The sequence below is a fragment of the Caenispirillum salinarum AK4 genome, from assembly GCF_000315795.1.
Classification (GTDB): domain Bacteria; phylum Pseudomonadota; class Alphaproteobacteria; order Rhodospirillales; family Rhodospirillaceae; genus Caenispirillum; species Caenispirillum salinarum.
The window spans coordinates 214,635-233,840 of the sequence record NZ_ANHY01000002.1 but is presented as its reverse complement, the minus strand read 5'-3'; the positions used below and the strand labels follow the sequence as shown (position 1 = coordinate 233,840).

Genomic DNA, 19,206 nt, shown 5'->3' with positions numbered 1-19,206 from the left:
CATGTCATTCATTTTTTACGTCCAGTTTAGTTGACACATGCGGCGCGGCGGTTCACAGTCTGCCCATGCGCTGAGCCTCAAGGAGGATCGTCATGCGTCAGCATCTGGCGGACGCCCGCCCCTACGCCCCGTCCTTCGGCGCCCGCCTTGCGGGCTGGCTGGACATCGACCGCGCCATCGCCGCCATCGACGGCTGCCCGTGGACGGCCACCTCCGGCCTGGCGCGGCACCGCGCCGCCGTGCGCCGCGCCAACGCCCGGCACGCCGCCGCCGTCAGCCGCATCCGGCAGGCGCGACCCCTCTACACGCCCGACGAGCGGCGACGGCGCGACGAGTCGCCGTGGACGCTGGTGCAGGGCGTGCTCGCGCCCGTGCAGTTCCTGGTGTTCGTGGTCAGCCTGGCCCTGGTCCTTCGCACGCTGGCAACCGGCGAAGGCCATGCGCTCGCCACCGGTTCGGTGGTGGTGAAGACGCTGGTGCTCTACGCCATCATGGTCACCGGCTCGATCTGGGAAAAGCGGGTCTTCGGCCGCTACCTGTTCGCCCGCCCCTTCTTCTGGGAGGACATGGTCAGCATGCTCGTGCTGGCCCTGCACACGGCCTACCTGGGCGCGGTGGCGTTCGGTTGGCTGGACGCGACCGGGCAGCTTCTGCTGGCGCTGGCGGCCTATGCCGCCTACGTGGTCAACGCCGGGCAGTTCGTCCTGAAGCTGCGCGCCGCCCGCCGCCAGGAACGGGACGAGGCGGCGGCCGGCCTGCCCGCGTCGGCGGAGCCGGCGGAATGACCCCCTTCGACCGCGCCGATCCCGCCCCGCCTGCCACCGGCTGCGCCGACACGCCGCCGGTGCTGCGGGAACGCGGTCAGCACGCGGTGTTCTGCGGCCTGACGGGCATCATCTGGCTGCACCGCAAGATGCGCGACGCCTTCTTCCTGATCGTCGGCTCGCGCACCTGCGCCCACCTCATGCAGTCGGCGGCGGGCGTGATGATCTTCGCCGAGCCGCGCTTCGCCACCGCCATCCTGGAGGAACAGGACCTGGCCGGCCTCGCCGATGCCAACGACGAGCTGGACCGCGTGGTGGACCGCCTGCTGGCCCGCCGCCCGGACGTGAAGACGCTGTTCCTGGTGGGATCGTGCCCGTCGGAGGTCATCAAGATCGACCTCGCCCGCGCCGCGCAGCGCCTGTCGCGCCGCCACCTGCCGACGACGCGCGTGCTGGCGTATTCCGGCAGCGGCATCGAGACGACGTTCACGGAAGGAGAAGACGCCTGCCTCGCCTCCCTGGTGCCGGAGATGCCGGCGACTAAGGCCGGATCGCTGCTGGTCATAGGGTCGCTGCCCGACATGGTGGAGGACCAGTTCGCCCGCCTGTTCGCCGCCATGGGGCTGGAGGACACGGCCTTCCTGCCCGCCCGCGAGGCCTTCGCCCTGCCCGCCGTGGGACCGGGGACGCGGGTGCTCATGGCGCAGCCCTTCCTCGCCGCCACCGCCAAGGCGCTGGAGGATCGCGGCGCCGTGGTGCTCTCCGCCCCCTACCCCTTCGGCGCCGAGGGCACGGAAGCCTGGCTGCGCGCGGGGGCGGAGGCGCTGGGCGTCTCGCCGGATCACATCACCGCCGCCATCGCGCCGGGCAAGGCACGGGCGGCGAAGGCGCTGGCGTCGGCGCGGGAGAAGCTGGCCGGCAGGTCGGTGTTCTTCTTCCCCGACTCGCAGCTGGAGATCCCGCTGGCGCGGTTCCTGGCGCGCGAGATGGGGATGCGGCTGATCGAGGTTGGCACGCCCTACCTCCACCGCCGCCACATGGCCGCCGAGATGGCGCTGCTGCCCGACGGCGTGACGCTGTCGGAGGGCCAGGACGTCGACCGGCAGTTGGACCGCGCCCGCGCCGCCCGCCCCGACCTGACCGTCTGCGGCCTCGGCCTCGCCAATCCGCTGGAGGCCGAGGGGCTGGCGACGAAGTGGTCGATCGAACTGGTGTTCTCGCCCATCCACGGGTTCGAGCACGCCGCCGACCTGGCGGAACTGTTCACCCGGCCGCTGACCCGCCGCGCCCTGCTGGCGCACGCCCAAGACCAGAGCACGAGGGGGCCTGAGCCATGCGCATCGTCCTGATCCATCCCAACTACCACTCGGGCGGGGCGGAGATCGCCGGAAGCTGGCCGCCGGCCTGGGCGGCCTACATCGGCGGCGCGTTGAAGGCGGCGGGCTTCACCGACGTCACCTTCATCGACGCCATGACCCATCACCTGGACGACGAGACGGTGCGTGCCCGCCTGCGCGCGTTAAAGCCCGACGTGATCGGGGCAACGGCCATCACGCCGTCCATCTACAAGGCGGAACGGCTGCTGGAGATCGCGAAGGAGGAAGTGCCGGGCGCCGTCACCGTACTGGGCGGTGTGCACGCCACCTTCATGTACCAGCAGGTGCTGACGGAGGCCCCCTTCATCGACGCCATCGTGCGCGGCGAGGGGGAGGAAATCGTCGTCAACCTGGTGCGCGCCGTGGCGGACGGCCGCTGGCCCGCCGACCGCGCGGCCGTGCGCGGCATCGCCTACCGGGACGAGGCGCAGGGGATCATCCTCGCCACGCCCGCCGCGCCGACGGTCAAGGACCTGGACGCCATCACGCCCGACTGGGGCCTGCTGTCGTGGGATGCCTACCGCTACGTGCCGCTGGGGGTTAAGGTCGCCATCCCCAACATGGCGCGCGGTTGCCCGTTTACGTGCAGCTTCTGCAGCCAGTGGAAGTTCTGGCGCGACTACCGCATCCGCGACCCGAAAAAGGTAGTCGACGAGATCGAGGGGCTGGTCACCGACCACGGCGTCGGGTTCTTCATCCTCGCCGACGAGGAACCGACCATCAACCGCAAGAAATTCATCCAATTCTGCCAGGAGCTGATCGACCGCGGCCTGCCGGAAAAAATCACCTGGGGCATCAACACCCGCGTCACCGATGTTCTGCGCGACGAGGCCTTGCTGCCCTTCTACCGCGAGGCGGGGCTTGTGCACGTGTCGCTGGGCACGGAAGCCGCCGCGCAGTTGAAGCTGGACCGCTTCCACAAGGAGACGCGCGTGGAGGAGAACGCGCGCGCCATCCGGCTCCTGCGCGAGGCGGATATCTTTGTCGAGGCCCAGTTCATTGTCGGGCTCGACAACGAGACGCCCGAGACCCTGGAAGAAACCTACCGCATGGCGAAGGACTGGGACCCCGACCTCGCCAACTGGGCCATGTACACGCCCTGGCCGTTCTCGCCCCTGTTCCAGGACCTGGGGGAGAAGGTGGAGGTCTTCGACTTCGAGAAATACAACTTCGTCACCCCCATCATGAAGCCGCAGGCCATGGACCGGGCGGAGCTTCTGGACCGGGTGATGCACAACTACCGGCGCTTCTACATGCGGAAAGCGCTGTTCCACTACCCCTGGCGCGGCACGGGATTCCGCCGGCGCTACCTGCTGGGGTGCCTGAAGGCCTTCCTGAAGGCGGGCGTGCAGCGCACCTTCTATGATCTGGGGAAGGTCGGCTACTGGGGGCCGCAGTCCAAGGAAACCGTGGACTTCCACTTCGACGAACACCGCACCCGCGCGCCCCTGCCCGCCGCCACCGACGACTGGCAGGCCGCCGCCGAGCGCGGCCGCAAGCTGGATGAGCCGACGGAGCCGGAGGCCGCCATGGCCTGCGGCGGCGGCCGTCAGCAGATGGAGGACGCCTGAGGCCATGGGCACGGTGGCCCTTCAGGAACACGCGCCCGATCCGGCGCTGGCGGCGGCGGCCGGCGTCATCGGACCCAACGCGCTGATCCAGGTGGCTGCGGCGCTTAAGGACTCGCACGGACCGGCGGAGGCGGCGGCGGTCTTCGCCCGCGCTGGCCTTTCCCGGTTTCTGGATCAGCCGCCGGAAACCATGGTGGACGAACGCTTTGTCACCGCCCTGCACGCCACCTTGCGCGCGCGGCTTGGCGTGGCGGAGGCCCGCGCGGTGGCCGATGATGCGGGGGTGCGGACGGCCGGTTACCTGCTCGCCCATCGCATCCCGTCGGCCGCGCAGCGGGTGCTGGGGGTCCTGCCGCCTGTGCTGGCGGCACGGATGCTGATGGGGTCCATCGGCGCCCATGCCTGGACGTTCGCCGGCGGCGGCGCCTTTACCTATCGCGCCGACCGGCCGGTGGTGTTCTCGGTGGAGGGATGCCCCCTGTGCCGGGACGCCCATGCGGCGCCGGGCGCGGTACTGTGCGACTATTACGCCGGCACCTTCCGTCATCTCTTCAGGACACTCGTCACGCCGCGCGCCCGCGTGGCGCAAACGGCCTGCCAGGCCGCCGGGGCGGCGGCCTGTACGTTCACCATCACCTGGTGATCGCCGCCGTCCTCAATGCACCGCCAGCAGGGTTTCTGCCTGAATCACGGCGTCGCGTGGGGTCCATCGGCGCCCATGCCTGGACGTTCGCCGGCGGCGGCGCCTTTACCTATCGCGCCGACCGGCCGGTGGTGTTCTCGGTGGAGGGATGCCCCCTGTGCCGGGGCGCCCATGCGGCGCCGGGCGCGGTACTGTGCGACTATTACGCCGGCACCTTCCGTCATCTCTTCAGGACACTCGTCACGTCGCGCGCCCGCGTGGCGCAAACGGCCTGCCAGGCCGCCGGGGCGGCGGCCTGTTCGTTCACCATCACCTGGTGATCCCTGCCGTCCTCAATGCACCGCCAGCAGGGTTTCCGCCTGAATCACGGCGTCGCGTCCGTCCACGGCCATGGCGTCGGCACCCACGTCCATGGCCCATTCCGGGTGATCGACGAACAGCGCGCCCCCCACCAGCACCTGCACCGGACGATCCCCACCGGATCGGCGGACGGCGGCGATGGCCTGGGTCAGCGGAGTCAGGTGCCGCTCACACGACGCCGACAGCCCCACCATCCCCACGCGGCGGCGGCGCACGGCCCCCGCCAGCGCGGCGCCGGAGCGGAAGGCGTCGCAGGCGCAGTCCCAGCCGGCGCGGCGCAGGAAGTTCGCCACCACCGACAGGCCGATCCCGTGCTGCTCGCCCGGCACCGGGCACAGCAGAATGGTCCGCCCGCCCTCTCCCACCACGGGAGATGCGGTGACAAAGCGGGGGCTGAGCGCGTGCAGCGCCTGTTGCAGGTTGCAGCACCCCAGCGTGACGTCGGCGAAGGAACACAGGTCTTCCTCCCACCACGCGCCCAGGCGGCGCGCGACGGGGCCCAGAAGATCCATGCAGAGGGTTTCGGCGGTGAAGCCCGCCGCGTGCAGTTTCTCCACGTGGGCGACGGCGGTTTCGGCGTCGCCCTTCATGGCCATGTCGGCAAAGTGGCGAATGTAGCCCATGCCCGGCAGGATCACCGGCGGGCTGACGGAAAACCCGACCTCGGGTACCGCCAGCGACCAGACAAGGGCATCGTGCCTGTGATCGTCGGCGGCTCCGCGCCCTTCCACCAGGGCGTCGCGTGTCGACACATCCATTCCATTGACCTCCCCGTTCCTGACAGCCGGACCGCGCGGCCGGCTGGGTGCCGGACACGGGCTGATCTCGCCGTCACGGGGCGCGGCGGTGTCGGCGGCGTTTCCCTTGAGCCCGGCGCCCATGGGGGAAGCGTGCCGGCATCGACGCGGCGCCGCTTGGCGGACCGGTCGTTGGCGTCAGGGCTCCCGGCGCGAAGCCGGTTGGTCTGGGAGGAGGCGGAGCGCGTGACGCAATCCTTCAACCGCGACATGGGAGGATTGTTCCCGGCGTATACCGGGAAATCTCCATCCGGGTGTATTTTTACCCAATCGGGTACGTACTGTGCAGTTTACGTCAACTCCGCTTGACACTCCGGCGGTGACGGCCTTACGCTTTCTCCAGTGTCACGCGGAGGACCCTTGCCATGCCTCGCCGCCACGCCCCTTTTTCGTCCCGACCCGCGCGCGGAGCCGTCTCATGCGCCTGACGGTCTGGACCTACGACGGCCCGCCCCACGTGGGCGCCATGCGGGTGGTCACGGCCATGCGCGGCGTCCATTACGTACTGCACGCGCCGCAGGGCGACACCTACGCCGACCTTCTGTTCACCATGATCGAGCGGCGCGACCGCCGCCCGCCGGTGACCTACACCACCTTCAAGGCCAGCGACCTTGGCGCCGACACCGCCGCGCTGTTCAAGGAGACGGCGCGCGCGGCGTATGAGCGCTTCCGCCCGCAGGCCATGATCGTCAGCCCGTCGTGCACGGGGGAACTGATCCAGGATGATCCCGGCGGCCTCGCCAAGGCGCTGGACCTGCCGGTGCCGGTGATCCCGCTGCACCTGAACAGCTATCAGCGGAAAGAGAACTGGGGCGCGGCGGAGACCTTCCACGCCCTGGTGCGCGGCTGCTGCCGGGGGCGGACCTATGAGCCGAAGCCCGCCGGCGCCCGCCCCACCGCGAACATCCTCGGCCCGGCGGCGCTGGGCTTTCGGCACCGGGACGATCAGGTGGAGGTGCGGCGGCTGCTCGGCCTGCTGGGCATCGACGTCGCCGTCACCGCGCCGTGGGAGGCTTCCCCGGCCGATCTGGCGCGCCTGCCGGAAGCGGACTTCAACGTGGTGCTGTACCCGGAGGTCGCCGACACCGCCGCCAAGTGGCTGTCGCGCACCTTCCGCCAGCCCTTTACGCGCACCATCCCCATCGGCCTGAACGCCACCCGCGACTTCCTGCGAGAAGCCGCCGAGCTTGCCGGTGTCGATCCCGCTCCGGCGCTGGCCGCCGTGGAGGCGGAGGCCCGGATGCCGTGGTACTCGGCGTCGGTCGACTCGACCTACCTGACGGGTAAGCGCGTGTTCATCTTCGGCGACGCCACCCACGCCATCGCCGCCGCCCGCGTCGCGTCGGAGGAACTGGGCTTCGAGGTCTGCGGGATCGGCACCTACGGCCGGGAATTCGCCCGCGACGTGCGCGCGGCCGCCGAGCGCCTGAGCCTGGAAGCCCTCATCACCGACGACATGCTGGAGGTGGAGGAAGCCATCGCCGCCGCCCGGCCCGAACTGGTGCTGGGCACGCAGATGGAGCGCCACATCGCCAAGCGCCTGGGGCTGCCCTGCGCCGTCATCTCCGCCCCCGTCCATGTGCAGGACCACCCCGCCCGCTTCGCCCCGCAGATGGGGATCGAGGGGGCGAACGTGATCTTCGACACCTGGGTGCACCCGCTGATGATGGGGCTGGAGGAACACCTGCTGACCATGTTCCGCGACGACCCGGAGTTTCACGACGAGGCCGCGCCCTCGCACCTGGGTCCGGCCGCGCCCGCGCCCGTCGCGGAAGACACTGCCGACGCGGCGCTCGCCTGGGCCGCTGACGCCGAGCAGGAGTTGAAAAAGATCCCCTTCTTCGTGCGTGGCAAGGCGCGGCGCAACACCGAACGCTTCGCAGCCGACCACGGCCTGTCCACCATCACCATCGAGACGCTCTATGACGCCAAGGCTCATTTCGGACGCTGACCGCGCCCCGGCCGGCGTCGTGCCGGTCCGCGTGGTGATCGTGACGCTGGACGCCCACCTGGCCGGTGCGCTGGACCGCGCCCGCGCCGACCTCGCCCGCGACCTGCCAGGGCTGACGCTCACCCTGCACAGCGCGGTGGAGTGGGAGCACGATGCCGGCGCGCTTGAGCGCTGCAAGGCCGACATCGCGGAAGCCGACGTGATCCTCGCGACCATGCTGTTCATGGAAGACCACGTGAAGGCCATCCTGCCCGCCCTTCAGGCGCGGCGGGATGCGTGCGACGCCCTGGTCGGCTGCATGTCCGCCGGGGAAATCATCCGCTGCACGAAGCTCGGCCCCTTCCGCATGGACGGCGCCGACCGGGGGCCGCTGGCGCTGCTCAAGCGCCTGCGCGGCGACCGCAACAAAAAGAGCGGCGGCGGCGCCAGTGGTGCGAACCAGATGGCAATGCTGAAACGCATCCCGCGCATCCTGCGGCTCATCCCCGGCAAGGCGCAGGACCTGCGGGCCTACTTCCTCACGCTGCAATACTGGCTGGCGGGGTCGGAGGAGAACATCGCCAACCTGGTGCGCTTCCTGGTGGACCGCTACGCTGCCGGCCCACGCCGCGCCCTGCACGGGCGCCTGAAGCCGCGCGAGCCCGTGGAGTATCCGGAGGTCGGGCTGTATCACCCGGACCTGACCGTGCGCGCCACCACGGCTTTGGACACCCTGCCCCGGCCGGCGTCGTGCAAGGGGACGGTCGGCCTGCTGCTCATGCGCTCCTACGTGCTGGCGGGCAACACCGCGCACTATGACGGCGTCATCCGGGCGCTGGAGGCGCAAGGGCTGGCGGTCCGGCCGGCGTTCGCGAGCGGGCTGGACGCACGCCCGGCGGTGGATGCCTTCTTCCGCCGCGCCGATGGATCGACGGCGGTGGATGCGGTGGTGTCGCTGACCGGCTTCTCCCTGGTGGGCGGGCCGGCCTACAACGACGCCAAGGCGGCCGAGGAGACGCTGGCCGGCCTGGACGTGCCAATCCTGACGGCGCACGCGCTGGAGTTCCAGACGCTGGAGCAATGGCGGGAGTCTCCGCGCGGGCTGATGCCGGTGGAGGCCACCATGATGGTCGCCATCCCCGAACTGGACGGCGCCATCTCCCCCATGCTCTACGGCGGCCGGACGGAAACGCCCGGCGGTGCCCCGGCCATGGCGCCCGAGCCCGAGCGCTGCGCCATGCTGGCGGCGCGCGTGGCGAAGCGGGTGTCCTTAAAGAAGAAGGTCAAGGCCGCGCGCAAGGTCGCCGTGGTGCTGTTCAACTTCCCGCCCAATGCCGGCGCCACAGGCACGGCGGCCTACCTGTCCGTCTTCCAGAGCCTTTACAACACGCTCTCGGCGCTGAAAGCCGACGGCTACACGGTCGATATCCCCGCCGACGTGGACGCCCTGCGCGCCGCCGTGCTCAAGGGCAACGCCGAGCGCCACGGCCAGCCCGCCAATGTCGCCGCCCACATCACCGCTGACGATCATGTCCGGCGCGAGGCCCGCCTTGCCGAGATTGAGGCGCAGTGGGGGCCGGCGCCGGGCCGTCACCAGAGCGACGGTGGCGGCATCTTCGTTCTGGGCCAAACCTTCGGCAACGTCTTCGTCGGCATCCAGCCCGCCTTCGGCCACGAGGGCGACCCCATGCGGCTGATGTTCGAGGGCGGCTCCGCCCCGACGCACGCCTTTTCCGCCTTCTACCGCTGGCTGCGGGAGGATTTCGCCGCTGACAGCCTGCTGCACTTCGGGATGCACGGTGCGCTGGAGTTCATGCCGGGCAAGCAGGCGGGACTGTCGGGCTCGTGCTGGCCCGACCACCTGATCGGCGCCCTGCCGCACGTCTACCTCTATGCCGCCAACAATCCGTCGGAAGCCACGCTCGCCAAGCGCCGGACGGCGGCGACCATGGTCACCCACCTGACCCCGCCGCTGGCCGAGGCCGGCCTGCATCGCGAGCTTCTGGAAATCAGGGACGGCATCGAGCGGTGGCGCGCGCTTCCCCACGATGCCACCGAGGACCGCACGCGCCTCGCCCAGACGCTCCAGGCCCAGGCGGCGGCCGTGGAGATCGGCCCGGACGCCGACGCCTGGACGCGCGACCCGCACAAGGCCGTCGCCGCGCTGGCCCATGCGGTTCTGGCGCTGGAGCAGACGCTCATCCCCCACGGCCTGCACGTAATCGGCAGCCCGCCCGCAGCGGAAGCCCGCGTCGACATGCTCTCGGCCATGGCCGAGGCCGCCCACGGCACCCGCCCCGACCGCGCGGCGGTGGCGGCGATCGTCCACGGTGCCCCCTCCACCCTGCCCCGCGAGCAGGCCGAGGCGCTGGCGGAGTGGGACCGGCGCCTGCGCGTCGATCATGAGCTTCCGGCCCTCTTGCGCGCGCTGGACGGCCGCTACGTCCGCCCCGCGCCTGGCGGCGACATCCTGCGCACGCCGGACGTCCTGCCGACGGGCCGCAACCTGCACGGCTTCGACCCCTACCGCATCCCCGACGCCTGGGCCGTCGCCGACGGCGCGCGGCAGGCCGACCGCATCCTCGCCCGCCACACCGCCGAGGGCCACGGCCTGCCGGAAAGCATCGCCCTGGTGCTGTGGGGAACCGACAACCTGAAAAGCGGCGGTGCGCCGCTGGCCCAGGCGCTCGCGCTGATTGGCGCCCGCCCGCGCTTCGACGCCTACGGCCGGCTCACCGGCGCGGCCCTGATCCCGCTCCCGGAGCTGGGTCGCCCGCGCATCGACGTGGTGATGACCTGCTCGGGCATCTTCCGCGACCTGCTGCCGCTGCAAACCCGCCTGCTGGCCGAAGCCGCCTGGCTCGCCGCCACCGCCGAGGACGAGGCGCCGGAGGACAATTTCGTCCGCAAGCACGCGCTCGCCTATGCCGAGGCGCACGGCTGCGACATGGAGACGGCGGCGCTGCGGGTGTTCTCCAACGCCGATGGGGCCTACGGCTCCAACGTCAACCACCTGATCGACAGCGGATGCTGGGCGGAAGAGGACGAACTGGCGGAGACCTTCAGCCGCCGCAAGTGCTTCGCCTACGGCCGCAAGGGCGCGGCGGTGAAGCAGCCGGAATTGCTGTGCGACATGCTGGCCGGCGTTTCGCTGGCCTACCAGAACCTGGAGAGCGCGGAACTCGGCATCACCACCATCGACCACTACTTCGACACGCTCGGCGGCATCAGCCGCGCCGCCCGCCGCGCCAAGGGCTCGGCCGAGGAGCTTCCGGTCTACATCGGCGACCAGACGCGCGGCACCAACGCCGCCGTCCGCACCCTGGCGGAACAAGTGGCGCTGGAAACCCACACGCGGATGCTGAACCCGAAATGGTACGAGGGCCTGCTGTCCCACGGCCACGAGGGCGTGCGCCAGATCGAGGCCGCCGTGACCAACACCATGGGCTGGTCGGCCACCACCGGGCAGGTGGCGCCCTGGGTCTACCAGCGCCTGACGCAGACCTTCCTGCTGGACGAGACCATGCGCGAGCGCATGGCGGCCTTGAACCCCACCGCGTCCGCCCGTGTCGCCAACCGCCTGCTGGAGGCGCACGAGCGCCGCTACTGGACCCCCGACCCCGAAACGCTCCGCGCGCTGCAAGACGCCGGGGAGGACCTGGAGGACCGCCTGGAAGGCGTCGCCCCGCCCCCCGGCATGGCCGCCGAATAACCGACAGGAGATTTGCCCCGTGCTCGACTCCCCCGTGAAACGGCCCCCGCGCGATGGCGACGGCGATGGCAGCGTGCAGGTGCACATGGACCTGCCCATGGAAATCGACGGCGCCAAGGTGTTCGCCGTCTACGGCAAGGGCGGCATCGGCAAGAGCACCACGTCGTCCAACCTGTCCGTCGCGTTCTCGAAGCTGGGCAAGCGGGTGGTGCAGATCGGCTGCGACCCCAAGCACGACAGCACCTTCACCCTGACCAAGCGCCTGGTGCCGACCGTCATCGACACCCTGCAAGGCGTGCGCTTCCACAGCGAGGAACTGACCCTCGATGACTTCGTGTACGAGGGCTACAACGGCGTGCTCTGCGTGGAAGCCGGCGGCCCGCCCGCCGGCACGGGCTGCGGCGGGTATGTGGTCGGGCAGACGGTGAAGCTTCTGAAGGAGCATCACCTGCTGGAAGACACCGACGTCGTCATCTTCGACGTGCTGGGCGACGTGGTCTGCGGCGGGTTCGCCGCCCCTCTCCAGCACGCCGACCGGGCGCTGGTGGTCGCTGCCAACGACTTCGACAGCATCTTCGCCATGAACCGCATCGTCGCCGCCATCCAGGCCAAGGCGAAGAACTACGACGTGCGGCTGGGCGGCGTCATCGCCAACCGCAGCGCCGACACCGACCAGATCGAGCGCTTCAACGCCGCCACGGGCATGAAGACCCTCGCCCACCTGCCGGACCTGGACGTCATCCGCCGCAGCCGCCTGACGAAGGCCACCCTGTTCGAGATGGACGGCGGCCCGGAGCTGGAGGCCGTGCAGGCCGAATACCTGCGTCTCGCCGCGACCCTCTGGGCCGGGGTGGAGCCGCTGGACGCCAAGTCCCTGAAGGACCGGGAAATCTTCGACCTGCTGGGGTTCGACTGATGGACACCACCGCCGACACCTACGCCGCCCGCCGGGCCGAGATCGAGACCTATTTCGACCGCACCGCCGTGCACGCATGGGAACGCCTGACCTCCGACGCCCCCGTCGGCCGCATCCGCGCCACGGTGCGGGAGGGGCGTGACACCATGCGCGCCACCCTCCTTTCCTGGCTGCCCGAGGACCTGACCGGCGCGCGCATTCTGGATGCCGGCTGCGGCACCGGCGCGCTGGCCGTCGAAGCGGCCCGGCGCGGGGCGGAGGTGGTGGCGGTCGACCTGTCGCCGACCCTCATCCGCCTCGCCAACGACCGGATGCCGGCGGACCTGCGCGGCCGCCTGTCCTTCCATGTGGGCGACATGCTGGACCCGGCACTCGGCACCTTCGACCATGCGGTCTGCATGGATAGCCTGATCCACTACGACAGCGCCGATGCCGTGCGCATGTTGTCGGGCCTGACGCGGCGGGCGCGCGGCTCGGTGGTGTTCACGCTGGCCCCGCGCACCCCGGCGCTGGCGATGATGCACGGCATCGGCCGCCTGTTCCCGCGCGGCGACCGGGCGCCCTCCATCGAACCGGTGAGCCTGGACGGCTTCCGCTACCGCGCCGCCGCCGACCCCGCGCTGGACGGCTGGCGCCTCGACCGCTCCGAACGGGTGAGCCGTGGGTTCTACATCTCACAGGCCCTGGAGGCCGTCGGACCATGCGCCGCTTGACCGCGCCGTCCCCGGCCGTGGCGGCCTGGCGCCGCCTGACGCCGCACCTGCTGCCCTTCGCCGATGCCGCGACGAAGGAACTGCCGCTCGGCCGCCTGCTGCGGCTGTCGCTGTTCCAGGTCTCCGTCGGCGTGGCGCTGGTGCTGCTGAACGGCACGCTCAACCGCGTGATGATCGTGGAACTGGGCGTGCCCGCCGGGCTGGTCGCCGTGATGATCGCCCTGCCGCTGGTCGCGGCCCCCTTCCGCGCGCTGATCGGCCACAAGTCCGACACCCACCGCTCCGTGCTGGGCTGGCGGCGGGTGCCCTACATCTGGATGGGCACCATGCTGCAATTCGCCGGGCTCGCCATCATGCCCTTCGCCCTGCTGGTGCTGTCCGGCGACACGCTGGGGCCGCAGGTGCCCTATGCGGGAGAAGTCGCCGCCGCGCTGGCCTTCCTGCTGGTCGGCATCGGGATGCACATGGCGCAGACGGCGGGACTGGCGCTGGCCGACGATCTCGCCCCCCGCCATGCCCGGCCGCGCGTGGTGCCGCTGCTCTACGTCATGCTGCTGGTCGGGATGGTGGCGGCGTCGGTGATCGTCGGCGCCACACTGTCCGACTACAGCCCCATGCGCCTGATCCAGGTGATCCAGGGCGCCGCGCTCGCCAGCCTGATCCTCAACGGCCTCGCGCTGTGGAAGCAGGAAGCCCGCGACCCCGCCCGCACCGCCGCCGACGCGCCGCGCCCGGCCTTCCGCGAGACCTGGGCCGCCTTCGCCGCCGTCAAGGGCGCCCGCCGCCTTCTGGTCGCGACCGGCCTGGGCGCCGCCGCCTTCTCCATGCAGGACATATTGCTGGAGCCCTACGGCGGGGAAATCCTGGCGCTCGGCGTGGGCGCGACGACCCTGCTGACGGCCCTTCTGGCCGGCGGCACGCTCATCGGCTTCGCGCTGGCGGCCCGAAGCCTGAGCCAGGGACAGGACCCGCACCGCATTGCGGCGCTCGGCGCGCTGGCGGGTGTGGCTGCATTCTCCTGCGTCATCTTCGCCGCACCGGTCCAGTCACCGCTTCTGTTCCGCGCCGGAACGGTGCTGATCGGCCTCGGGGGCGGGCTGTTCGCGGTCGGAACCCTGACCGCCGCCATGGCGCTGGGGGAGGATCGCGGCAACGGCCTGGCGCTGGGTGCCTGGGGCGCGGTGCAGGCCACCGCCGCCGGCGCGGCGCTGGGGCTGGGCGGTGTCATCCGCGACGCCGTGGGACAGGCCGCCTTGACCGGCGGCCTGGGCTGGGCGCTGGCCTCGCCTGCCACCGGCTACGCCGCCGTCTACCAGATCGAGATCATCCTGCTGTTCGCCGCCCTGGTCGCCATCGGCCCGCTGGTGCGCCACGCCCGCGTGCGGACCGACCAGGCGTCGCGGCCCTTCGGCCTGGCCGAGTTTCCCGGCTGACCACCGCCCCGTCCACCAAGGAGGCCCACCATGCCCTATGGCGCCATTACCGAATACATCGACGTCGCACAGGTGGTCCTGTACGCGTTCTTCTTTTTCTTCTTCGCCCTGGTGCTGTACCTGCGGCGCGAGGACAAGCGCGAGGGCTATCCGCTGGAAGGCCGCGAAGGGGGCCGGGTGACCGTGCAGGGCTTCCCGCCCGTCCCCAAGCCCAAGACCTTCCTCACCCGCGACGGCCGGACCGTGCTGGCCCCGCGCCCCGACGAGGTGGAGCGTGAGATCCAGGCCAAGGCCACTTGGCCGCACCCCGGCGCGCCCATCGAACCGCTGGGCGATCCGCTGCAGTCTGGCATCGGGCCGGGATCGTGGGTCAACCGCATCGACAAGCCGTTCCTCACCTTCGACGGCCTGCCTCAGGTGGTGCCCATGCGCGCCGCCCCGGGCCAGAAGGTGCCGGCCATGGATGTCGATCCGCGCGGCATGGACGTCATCGCCGCCGACAACAAGGTGACAGGCCGTGTCACCGACATCTGGGTCGACGTCGCCGAGCAGTACATCCGCTACCTGGAGATGGAAGTGCCCGCCGCCCCCGGCGCAACCGCGAAGACGGTCCTGCTGCCCATCGTCTTCGCCAACATCAGCCGGCGCTGGCGCAACATCCGGGTGGACGCGCTGATGTCCCACCAGTTCGCCACCGTGCCGGCCATCAAGAGCCCGCACCAGATCACGGCGCTGGAGGAAGACAAGATCAACGCCTTTTACGCCGGCGGGCTGCTCTATGCCGATCCGTCGCGCGGGGAGCCGCTGCTATGAGCCACGTATCCTCCGTTCCCCTGCCCGACCCGCACGACCACGAGTTCGAGCCCGTCCCCGGCCTGCCCGCGCCCCTGCCGGAAGGCGAGCGCATTCTGTGGCAGGGCCGGCCGGTGTGGACGCGCCTGGCCATCCATGCCTTCCATGTCCGCAAGGTGGCGGTCTACTTCGCCGCCCTGCTGGCCTGGGTGGTGGCGAGCGCCATCGCCGACGGCGACACGCTGGCGGAGACGGCCAAGACCGCCGCCATGGTCACGGCCGGCGGATCGGTGGCGGTGGGCATTCAGACGGCGCTGGGGTTCTTCAGCGCCAAGGCCACCGTCTACACCATCACCGACCGGCGCATCGTGCTGCGCATCGGCATCGCCCTGCCGCTGGTCATCACCGTGCCCTTCAACCTGGTCGCCATTGCCCGCTTCCGTCCGCAGAGCAAGGGCGTCGGCGACATTCCCGTGGCGCTCATCAGCGGGGAACGCATCGGCTACGGCATCCTGTGGCCGCACGCCCGCCCATGGACGCTGCTGCGCCCCCAACCCATGCTGCGCTGCGTGCCCGAGGGCGCGGCCGTCGCCACCGTGCTGGCCTCCGCCCTGCGCGCCGACATGGCCCGCCGCACGGTCGGGGACGAGGTCGAAACCGCCGCCCCGCCCCACGCCCAGGCCGCCGAGTAGGAGCCCCGCCATGAGCCAGTCCTTCGCCGACAGAACGCTCCCCCGCCCGCTGCTCATCGGTGCCGGCCTGCTGGTGGCGGTGGCGGTGGCGGCGACCGGCTTCAGCAGCCTCACCGGCCTCGGCCGCACCACCGCGGACTCCACGGTGGCCGACGTGGCGGTGGAGGAGACGGTGGCCTTCACGGTGCGCGACCGCCCCGACGGCCGCCTCGCCTTCCGGGATGCCCGCGACGGCCGCGTGCTGCACGTGGTCGACCTCAATGCAGAGGGCTTCCTGCGCGCCGTCATGCACGGCCTCGGCCAGGACCGCCTGGCGCAAGGGGCTGGTCCCGACGCGCCCTTCCACCTCACGCGCTGGGGCGACGGTCGGCTGTGGCTGACCGACACCGCCACCGGCAACCGGGTGGCCCTGGAAGCCTTCGGCCGCGACAACGCCGGCGCCTTCGCGCGCCTGTTCACGCCCTCCGCTGAAAGGTCGACGCCATGAACGCCGTCACGCCCGTCACCGCCACCGCCGGCCCGGCAACCACCGCCGCCGCAAAGCGCGCCAGCGAATCCCTGACCACGCAGAAGGCGCGCGAGGAAACCCTTCTGACGCCGCGCTTCTACACCACCGACTTCAAGGCGATTGACGGCCTGGACGTGAGCCCGGTGCGCGAGGAATGGGACGCCCTGATCGCGGAAATGAAGGAAGACAACAACCGCCGCCACTTCACCCGGCCGGAGGACTTCCGCACCGACGTCAGCGGCCTGCCCGAGGGCTTGCGGGCGGAGTTCATCGACTTCCTGACCAGCTCCTGCACCTCGGAATTCTCGGGCTGCCTGCTCTATGCCGACATCAAGAAGCACGCGACAAACCCCGACGTGCGCGACCTGTTCGGCCTGATGACGCGCGATGAATCCCGCCACGCCGGCTTCATCAACGAAAGCCTGAAGGACTTCGACCTGGGGCTGGATCTGGGGATTCTGGCGAAAACCAAGGCCGTCACCTACTTCCGGCCCAAGTTCATCTTCTATGCCGTCTATCTGTCGGAGAAGATCGGTTACGCCCGCTACATCACCATCTATCGGCACCTGCAGCGCAACCCGCACCACAAATTCCACCCGATCTTCAATTGGTTCGAGGAATGGTGCAACGACGAGTTCCGCCACGGCGAGGCCTTCGCGCTGATCATGCGGGCGGACCCCAAGCTTCTGCGTGGCGTGAATAAGCTCTGGATCAAGTTCTTCCTGCTGGCGGTCTACGCCACCATGTACGTGCGCGACCACGGCCGGCCGGAGCTTTATACGGCGCTCGGGATCGAGCCGACGGAGTACGATTACAAGGTCTTCGGCCTGACCACGGAAATCTCCCGCCAGGTCTTCCCGCTGACGCTGGACACCGACGATGCGCGCTTTCGCGCCGGGCTGGACCGCCTGCTGCGCCTCTCCCGCGCCGCCGACGCCGCCAAGAGGCGCGGCGGCGTCATGGGCTGGGCGAAAAAGGCCGCGTGCTCCGTCGCCTCCGCCGCGACGCTGGCCCGCCTTTACCTGCTGCCCGCCAGGCGCAACGCCCTGCCGGCGCGCGTCGGCCTCAAGCCCGTGTGGTGATCGATCATGTCCAACTACGTCCTGCCCGTGCTCTACGGCCTGTTCGTCTGGTGGGCGAGCACGGTGCTCATCATCTACCTGGACAACCTGCCGAAACGCACCTTCAAGTGGAGCCTTCTGGGCGCCACCGCCGTTCTGGCCGCCTGCCTCTACGGCCTGCACGCCAGCGCCGATGATCCGTCGGTGACCGGCGCCTATGTCGCCTTCACCTGCGGCGTGCTGGCCTGGGGGTGGCAGGAAATCAGCTTCTACATGGGCTACGTCACCGGCCCCCGGAAGCAGCCCTGCAAGGACGGCTGCAAGGGGTGGGTGCACTTCGGCCACGCCATCATGACGAACCTGTGGCACGAGCTGGCGATCATCGCCGCCGCCGGTGTCGTGGTGGCGCTGACCTGGAACGCGCCCAACCAGGTGGGGCTGTGGACCTTCCTCATCCTCTGGTGGATGCACCAGAGCGCCAAGCTCAACGTCTTCCTGGGCGTGCGGAACCTCAACGAGGAGTTCCTGCCCGAACACCTGAGCTTCCTGAAAAGCTACTTCACCAGGAAGCCCATGAACCTGCTGTTCCCGGTATCGGTGACGATATCGTCCATCATCACCTACGTCCTGGTGATGAAGGCCGCCAACGCCGCGACGGCGTTCGAGGCCGTGGGCTTCACCTTCCTCGCCGCCTTCATGGCGCTGGCGGTGCTGGAGCACTGGCTGCTCGTCCTGCCACTGCCCACCGCCGGCCTGTGGCAGCCCGGCCTGAAGGCGCGCGGCGACGCACCCGCCAAGCCGTTCGACGCGGAAATCGTCGTCGGCTTCCTGGGCGCGGGCAAGACCACTGTCCTGCGCCGGATGCTGAGCGAGGTCGACCCGGACGAGAAGACCGTCGTGCTGGTCAACGACTTTGGGAAACTGGGCCTGGACGGCACGCTGCTCTCGGGCCGGGGCGCGGACGTGGTGGAGCTGCCCAACGGCTGCATCTGCTGTAGCTTGCGCAAGGACTTGGCCGCCCAGCTGAAGGACGTCATCGCCCGCATGGCACCCGACCGCGTCCTCATAGAGCCCAGCGGGGTGGCCGACGTGACGTCGCTCCTGCGCGTGCTGCACGGGCCCGACGTCAAGGGGCTGGTGAAGAGCCTGCGCCTGACCACCGTCATCGACGCCGGCGCCTTCCTGCGGGACCACGCCCGCCTGCCCGAGTACTTCGAGGCCCAGGCGCGGCTGGCCCCCGTCTTCATCCTCAACAAGACCGACCGAGCGAGCGCCGAGGACCTGGCGATCACCACCGACACCCTGAAGCGCCTCAACCCCCACGCCGAAATCCTGCCCGCCGTCTACGGCGCCGTGGAGCCGGCGCGCGCGGAGGCGTGGAAGGCGGCGCCGGCGGTGGAGGCTCATACGCACGCACACGATCACGCGCATGAGCACCACCACGACCACGGCCCGGATGCGCTCGGCCTGGAAAACTGGAGCACCGCCCTCTCCGGCCTCCACGACGCCCGCGCCCTGCGCGGCGTGCTGGAGGCCGTCGCCGCCGGAGCCTTCGGCGAGATCGACCGCCTGAAGGGCATCCTGCAAGTGGAGGGCGGCTGGCTTCAGGTGGACGTCGCCGGCGGCCACCCCGCCATCGCCGCCCACGCCGCCCGACCCGAGGACACCGCCCGCGTCATGGCCATCGGCAAGAGCATAGAGCGCGACCTGCTCCACCGGGCGCTCCGCCGTTGCACAGTACCGGAGGCGGCCGTCGCCTGAAGGATGCGAGGGGCCCAACGTGGGCCCCTCGCGCTCCCCGCGATTCCTTGGTTTCGCAAGGGCGGCAGACAGCATGTGTGGACCCCTGCTTTCGCAGGGGTGACGGGTTTTTCTCTAAGTGTTTGTTATAGAGAAAAAATAAACCGTCATTCCTGCGAAAGCAGGAATCTACTTACG

General features: G+C 70.3%; 16 protein-coding genes. 15 read left to right on the top strand and 1 reads right to left on the bottom strand.

The window, feature by feature from the left end; genetic code table 11:
- The first annotated feature begins 92 nt into the window (after positions 1–92).
- The 5 genes from bchF to C882_RS24845 are packed head-to-tail and all read left to right on the top strand — an operon-like array spanning position 93 to position 4,674.
- Positions 93–785, top strand: coding sequence for a 2-vinyl bacteriochlorophyllide hydratase (bchF, locus tag C882_RS01160; RefSeq protein ID WP_009538691.1), 693 nt, complete (start codon positions 93–95; stop codon positions 783–785).
- Positions 782–2,113, top strand: a complete 1,332-nt coding sequence (locus tag C882_RS01155; RefSeq protein ID WP_009538690.1) for a ferredoxin:protochlorophyllide reductase (ATP-dependent) subunit N — start codon at positions 782–784, stop codon at positions 2,111–2,113. The genes bchF and C882_RS01155 overlap by 4 nt, the downstream gene beginning before the upstream one ends.
- Entirely contained in the window at positions 2,098–3,711 is a 1,614-nt protein-coding gene (bchE, locus tag C882_RS01150; RefSeq protein WP_009538689.1) for a magnesium-protoporphyrin IX monomethyl ester anaerobic oxidative cyclase, read from the top strand. The genes C882_RS01155 and bchE overlap by 16 nt, the downstream gene beginning before the upstream one ends.
- A 4-nt stretch (positions 3,712–3,715) precedes the next feature.
- A complete protein-coding gene (bchJ, locus tag C882_RS01145; RefSeq protein WP_009538688.1) occupies positions 3,716–4,354 on the top strand; it encodes a bacteriochlorophyll 4-vinyl reductase in 639 nt (212 codons plus the stop codon).
- Between the two features lie 56 nt (positions 4,355–4,410).
- On the top strand, positions 4,411–4,674 hold the full coding sequence (locus C882_RS24845; RefSeq protein ID WP_009538687.1) for a V4R domain-containing protein: 264 nt from the start codon (positions 4,411–4,413) through the stop codon (positions 4,672–4,674).
- 12 nt (positions 4,675–4,686) lie between these two features.
- Here C882_RS24845 and C882_RS01135 read toward each other — a convergent pair whose 3' ends face one another.
- Complete coding sequence (locus tag C882_RS01135; RefSeq protein ID WP_009538686.1) at positions 4,687–5,472, bottom strand: cobalamin B12-binding domain-containing protein; 786 nt, start codon at positions 5,470–5,472, stop codon at positions 4,687–4,689.
- Between the two features lie 457 nt (positions 5,473–5,929).
- Here C882_RS01135 and bchB point away from each other — a divergent pair, with 457 nt between their 5' ends.
- The 10 genes from bchB (at position 5,930) to puhE (ending at position 19,029) form a co-directional block, all read left to right on the top strand.
- Positions 5,930–7,462 carry a ferredoxin:protochlorophyllide reductase (ATP-dependent) subunit B gene (bchB, locus tag C882_RS01130; protein WP_009538685.1) on the top strand — a complete coding sequence of 511 codons (1,533 nt, stop codon included), beginning with the start codon at positions 5,930–5,932 and terminating at the stop codon, positions 7,460–7,462.
- The gene (locus C882_RS01125; protein ID WP_009538684.1) at positions 7,434–11,153 is read left to right on the top strand and encodes a magnesium chelatase subunit H; all 3,720 of its coding nucleotides are present in this window, start codon (positions 7,434–7,436) and stop codon (positions 11,151–11,153) included. The genes bchB and C882_RS01125 overlap by 29 nt, the downstream gene beginning before the upstream one ends.
- An 85-nt stretch (positions 11,154–11,238) precedes the next feature.
- A complete protein-coding gene (gene bchL, locus C882_RS01120; protein ID WP_407637664.1) occupies positions 11,239–12,069 on the top strand; it encodes a ferredoxin:protochlorophyllide reductase (ATP-dependent) iron-sulfur ATP-binding protein in 831 nt (276 codons plus the stop codon).
- A complete protein-coding gene (gene bchM, locus C882_RS01115) occupies positions 12,069–12,782 on the top strand; it encodes a magnesium protoporphyrin IX methyltransferase (protein WP_009538682.1) in 714 nt (237 codons plus the stop codon). The genes bchL and bchM overlap by 1 nt, the downstream gene beginning before the upstream one ends.
- On the top strand, positions 12,770–14,215 hold the full coding sequence (locus tag C882_RS01110; RefSeq protein ID WP_009538681.1) for a BCD family MFS transporter: 1,446 nt from the start codon (positions 12,770–12,772) through the stop codon (positions 14,213–14,215). Before bchM ends, C882_RS01110 begins: the two co-directional genes overlap by 13 nt.
- Positions 14,216–14,245: 30 nt before the next feature.
- Positions 14,246–15,028: a photosynthetic reaction center subunit H gene (gene puhA, locus C882_RS01105; protein ID WP_009538680.1), complete on the top strand. Its 783-nt coding sequence runs from the start codon at positions 14,246–14,248 to the stop codon at positions 15,026–15,028.
- A complete protein-coding gene (gene puhB, locus C882_RS01100) occupies positions 15,025–15,699 on the top strand; it encodes a photosynthetic complex putative assembly protein PuhB (RefSeq protein WP_009538679.1) in 675 nt (224 codons plus the stop codon). The genes puhA and puhB overlap by 4 nt, the downstream gene beginning before the upstream one ends.
- 10 nt (positions 15,700–15,709) lie before the next feature.
- Positions 15,710–16,186: a photosynthetic complex assembly protein PuhC gene (gene puhC / locus C882_RS01095; RefSeq protein WP_009538678.1), complete on the top strand. Its 477-nt coding sequence runs from the start codon at positions 15,710–15,712 to the stop codon at positions 16,184–16,186.
- Entirely contained in the window at positions 16,183–17,289 is a 1,107-nt protein-coding gene (gene acsF / locus C882_RS01090) for a magnesium-protoporphyrin IX monomethyl ester (oxidative) cyclase (protein ID WP_009538677.1), read from the top strand. Before puhC ends, acsF begins: the two co-directional genes overlap by 4 nt.
- 6 nt (positions 17,290–17,295) lie before the next feature.
- Positions 17,296–19,029 carry a putative photosynthetic complex assembly protein PuhE gene (gene puhE / locus C882_RS22760; protein ID WP_009538676.1) on the top strand — a complete coding sequence of 578 codons (1,734 nt, stop codon included), beginning with the start codon at positions 17,296–17,298 and terminating at the stop codon, positions 19,027–19,029.
- The last annotated feature ends 177 nt before the right edge of the window (positions 19,030–19,206 follow it).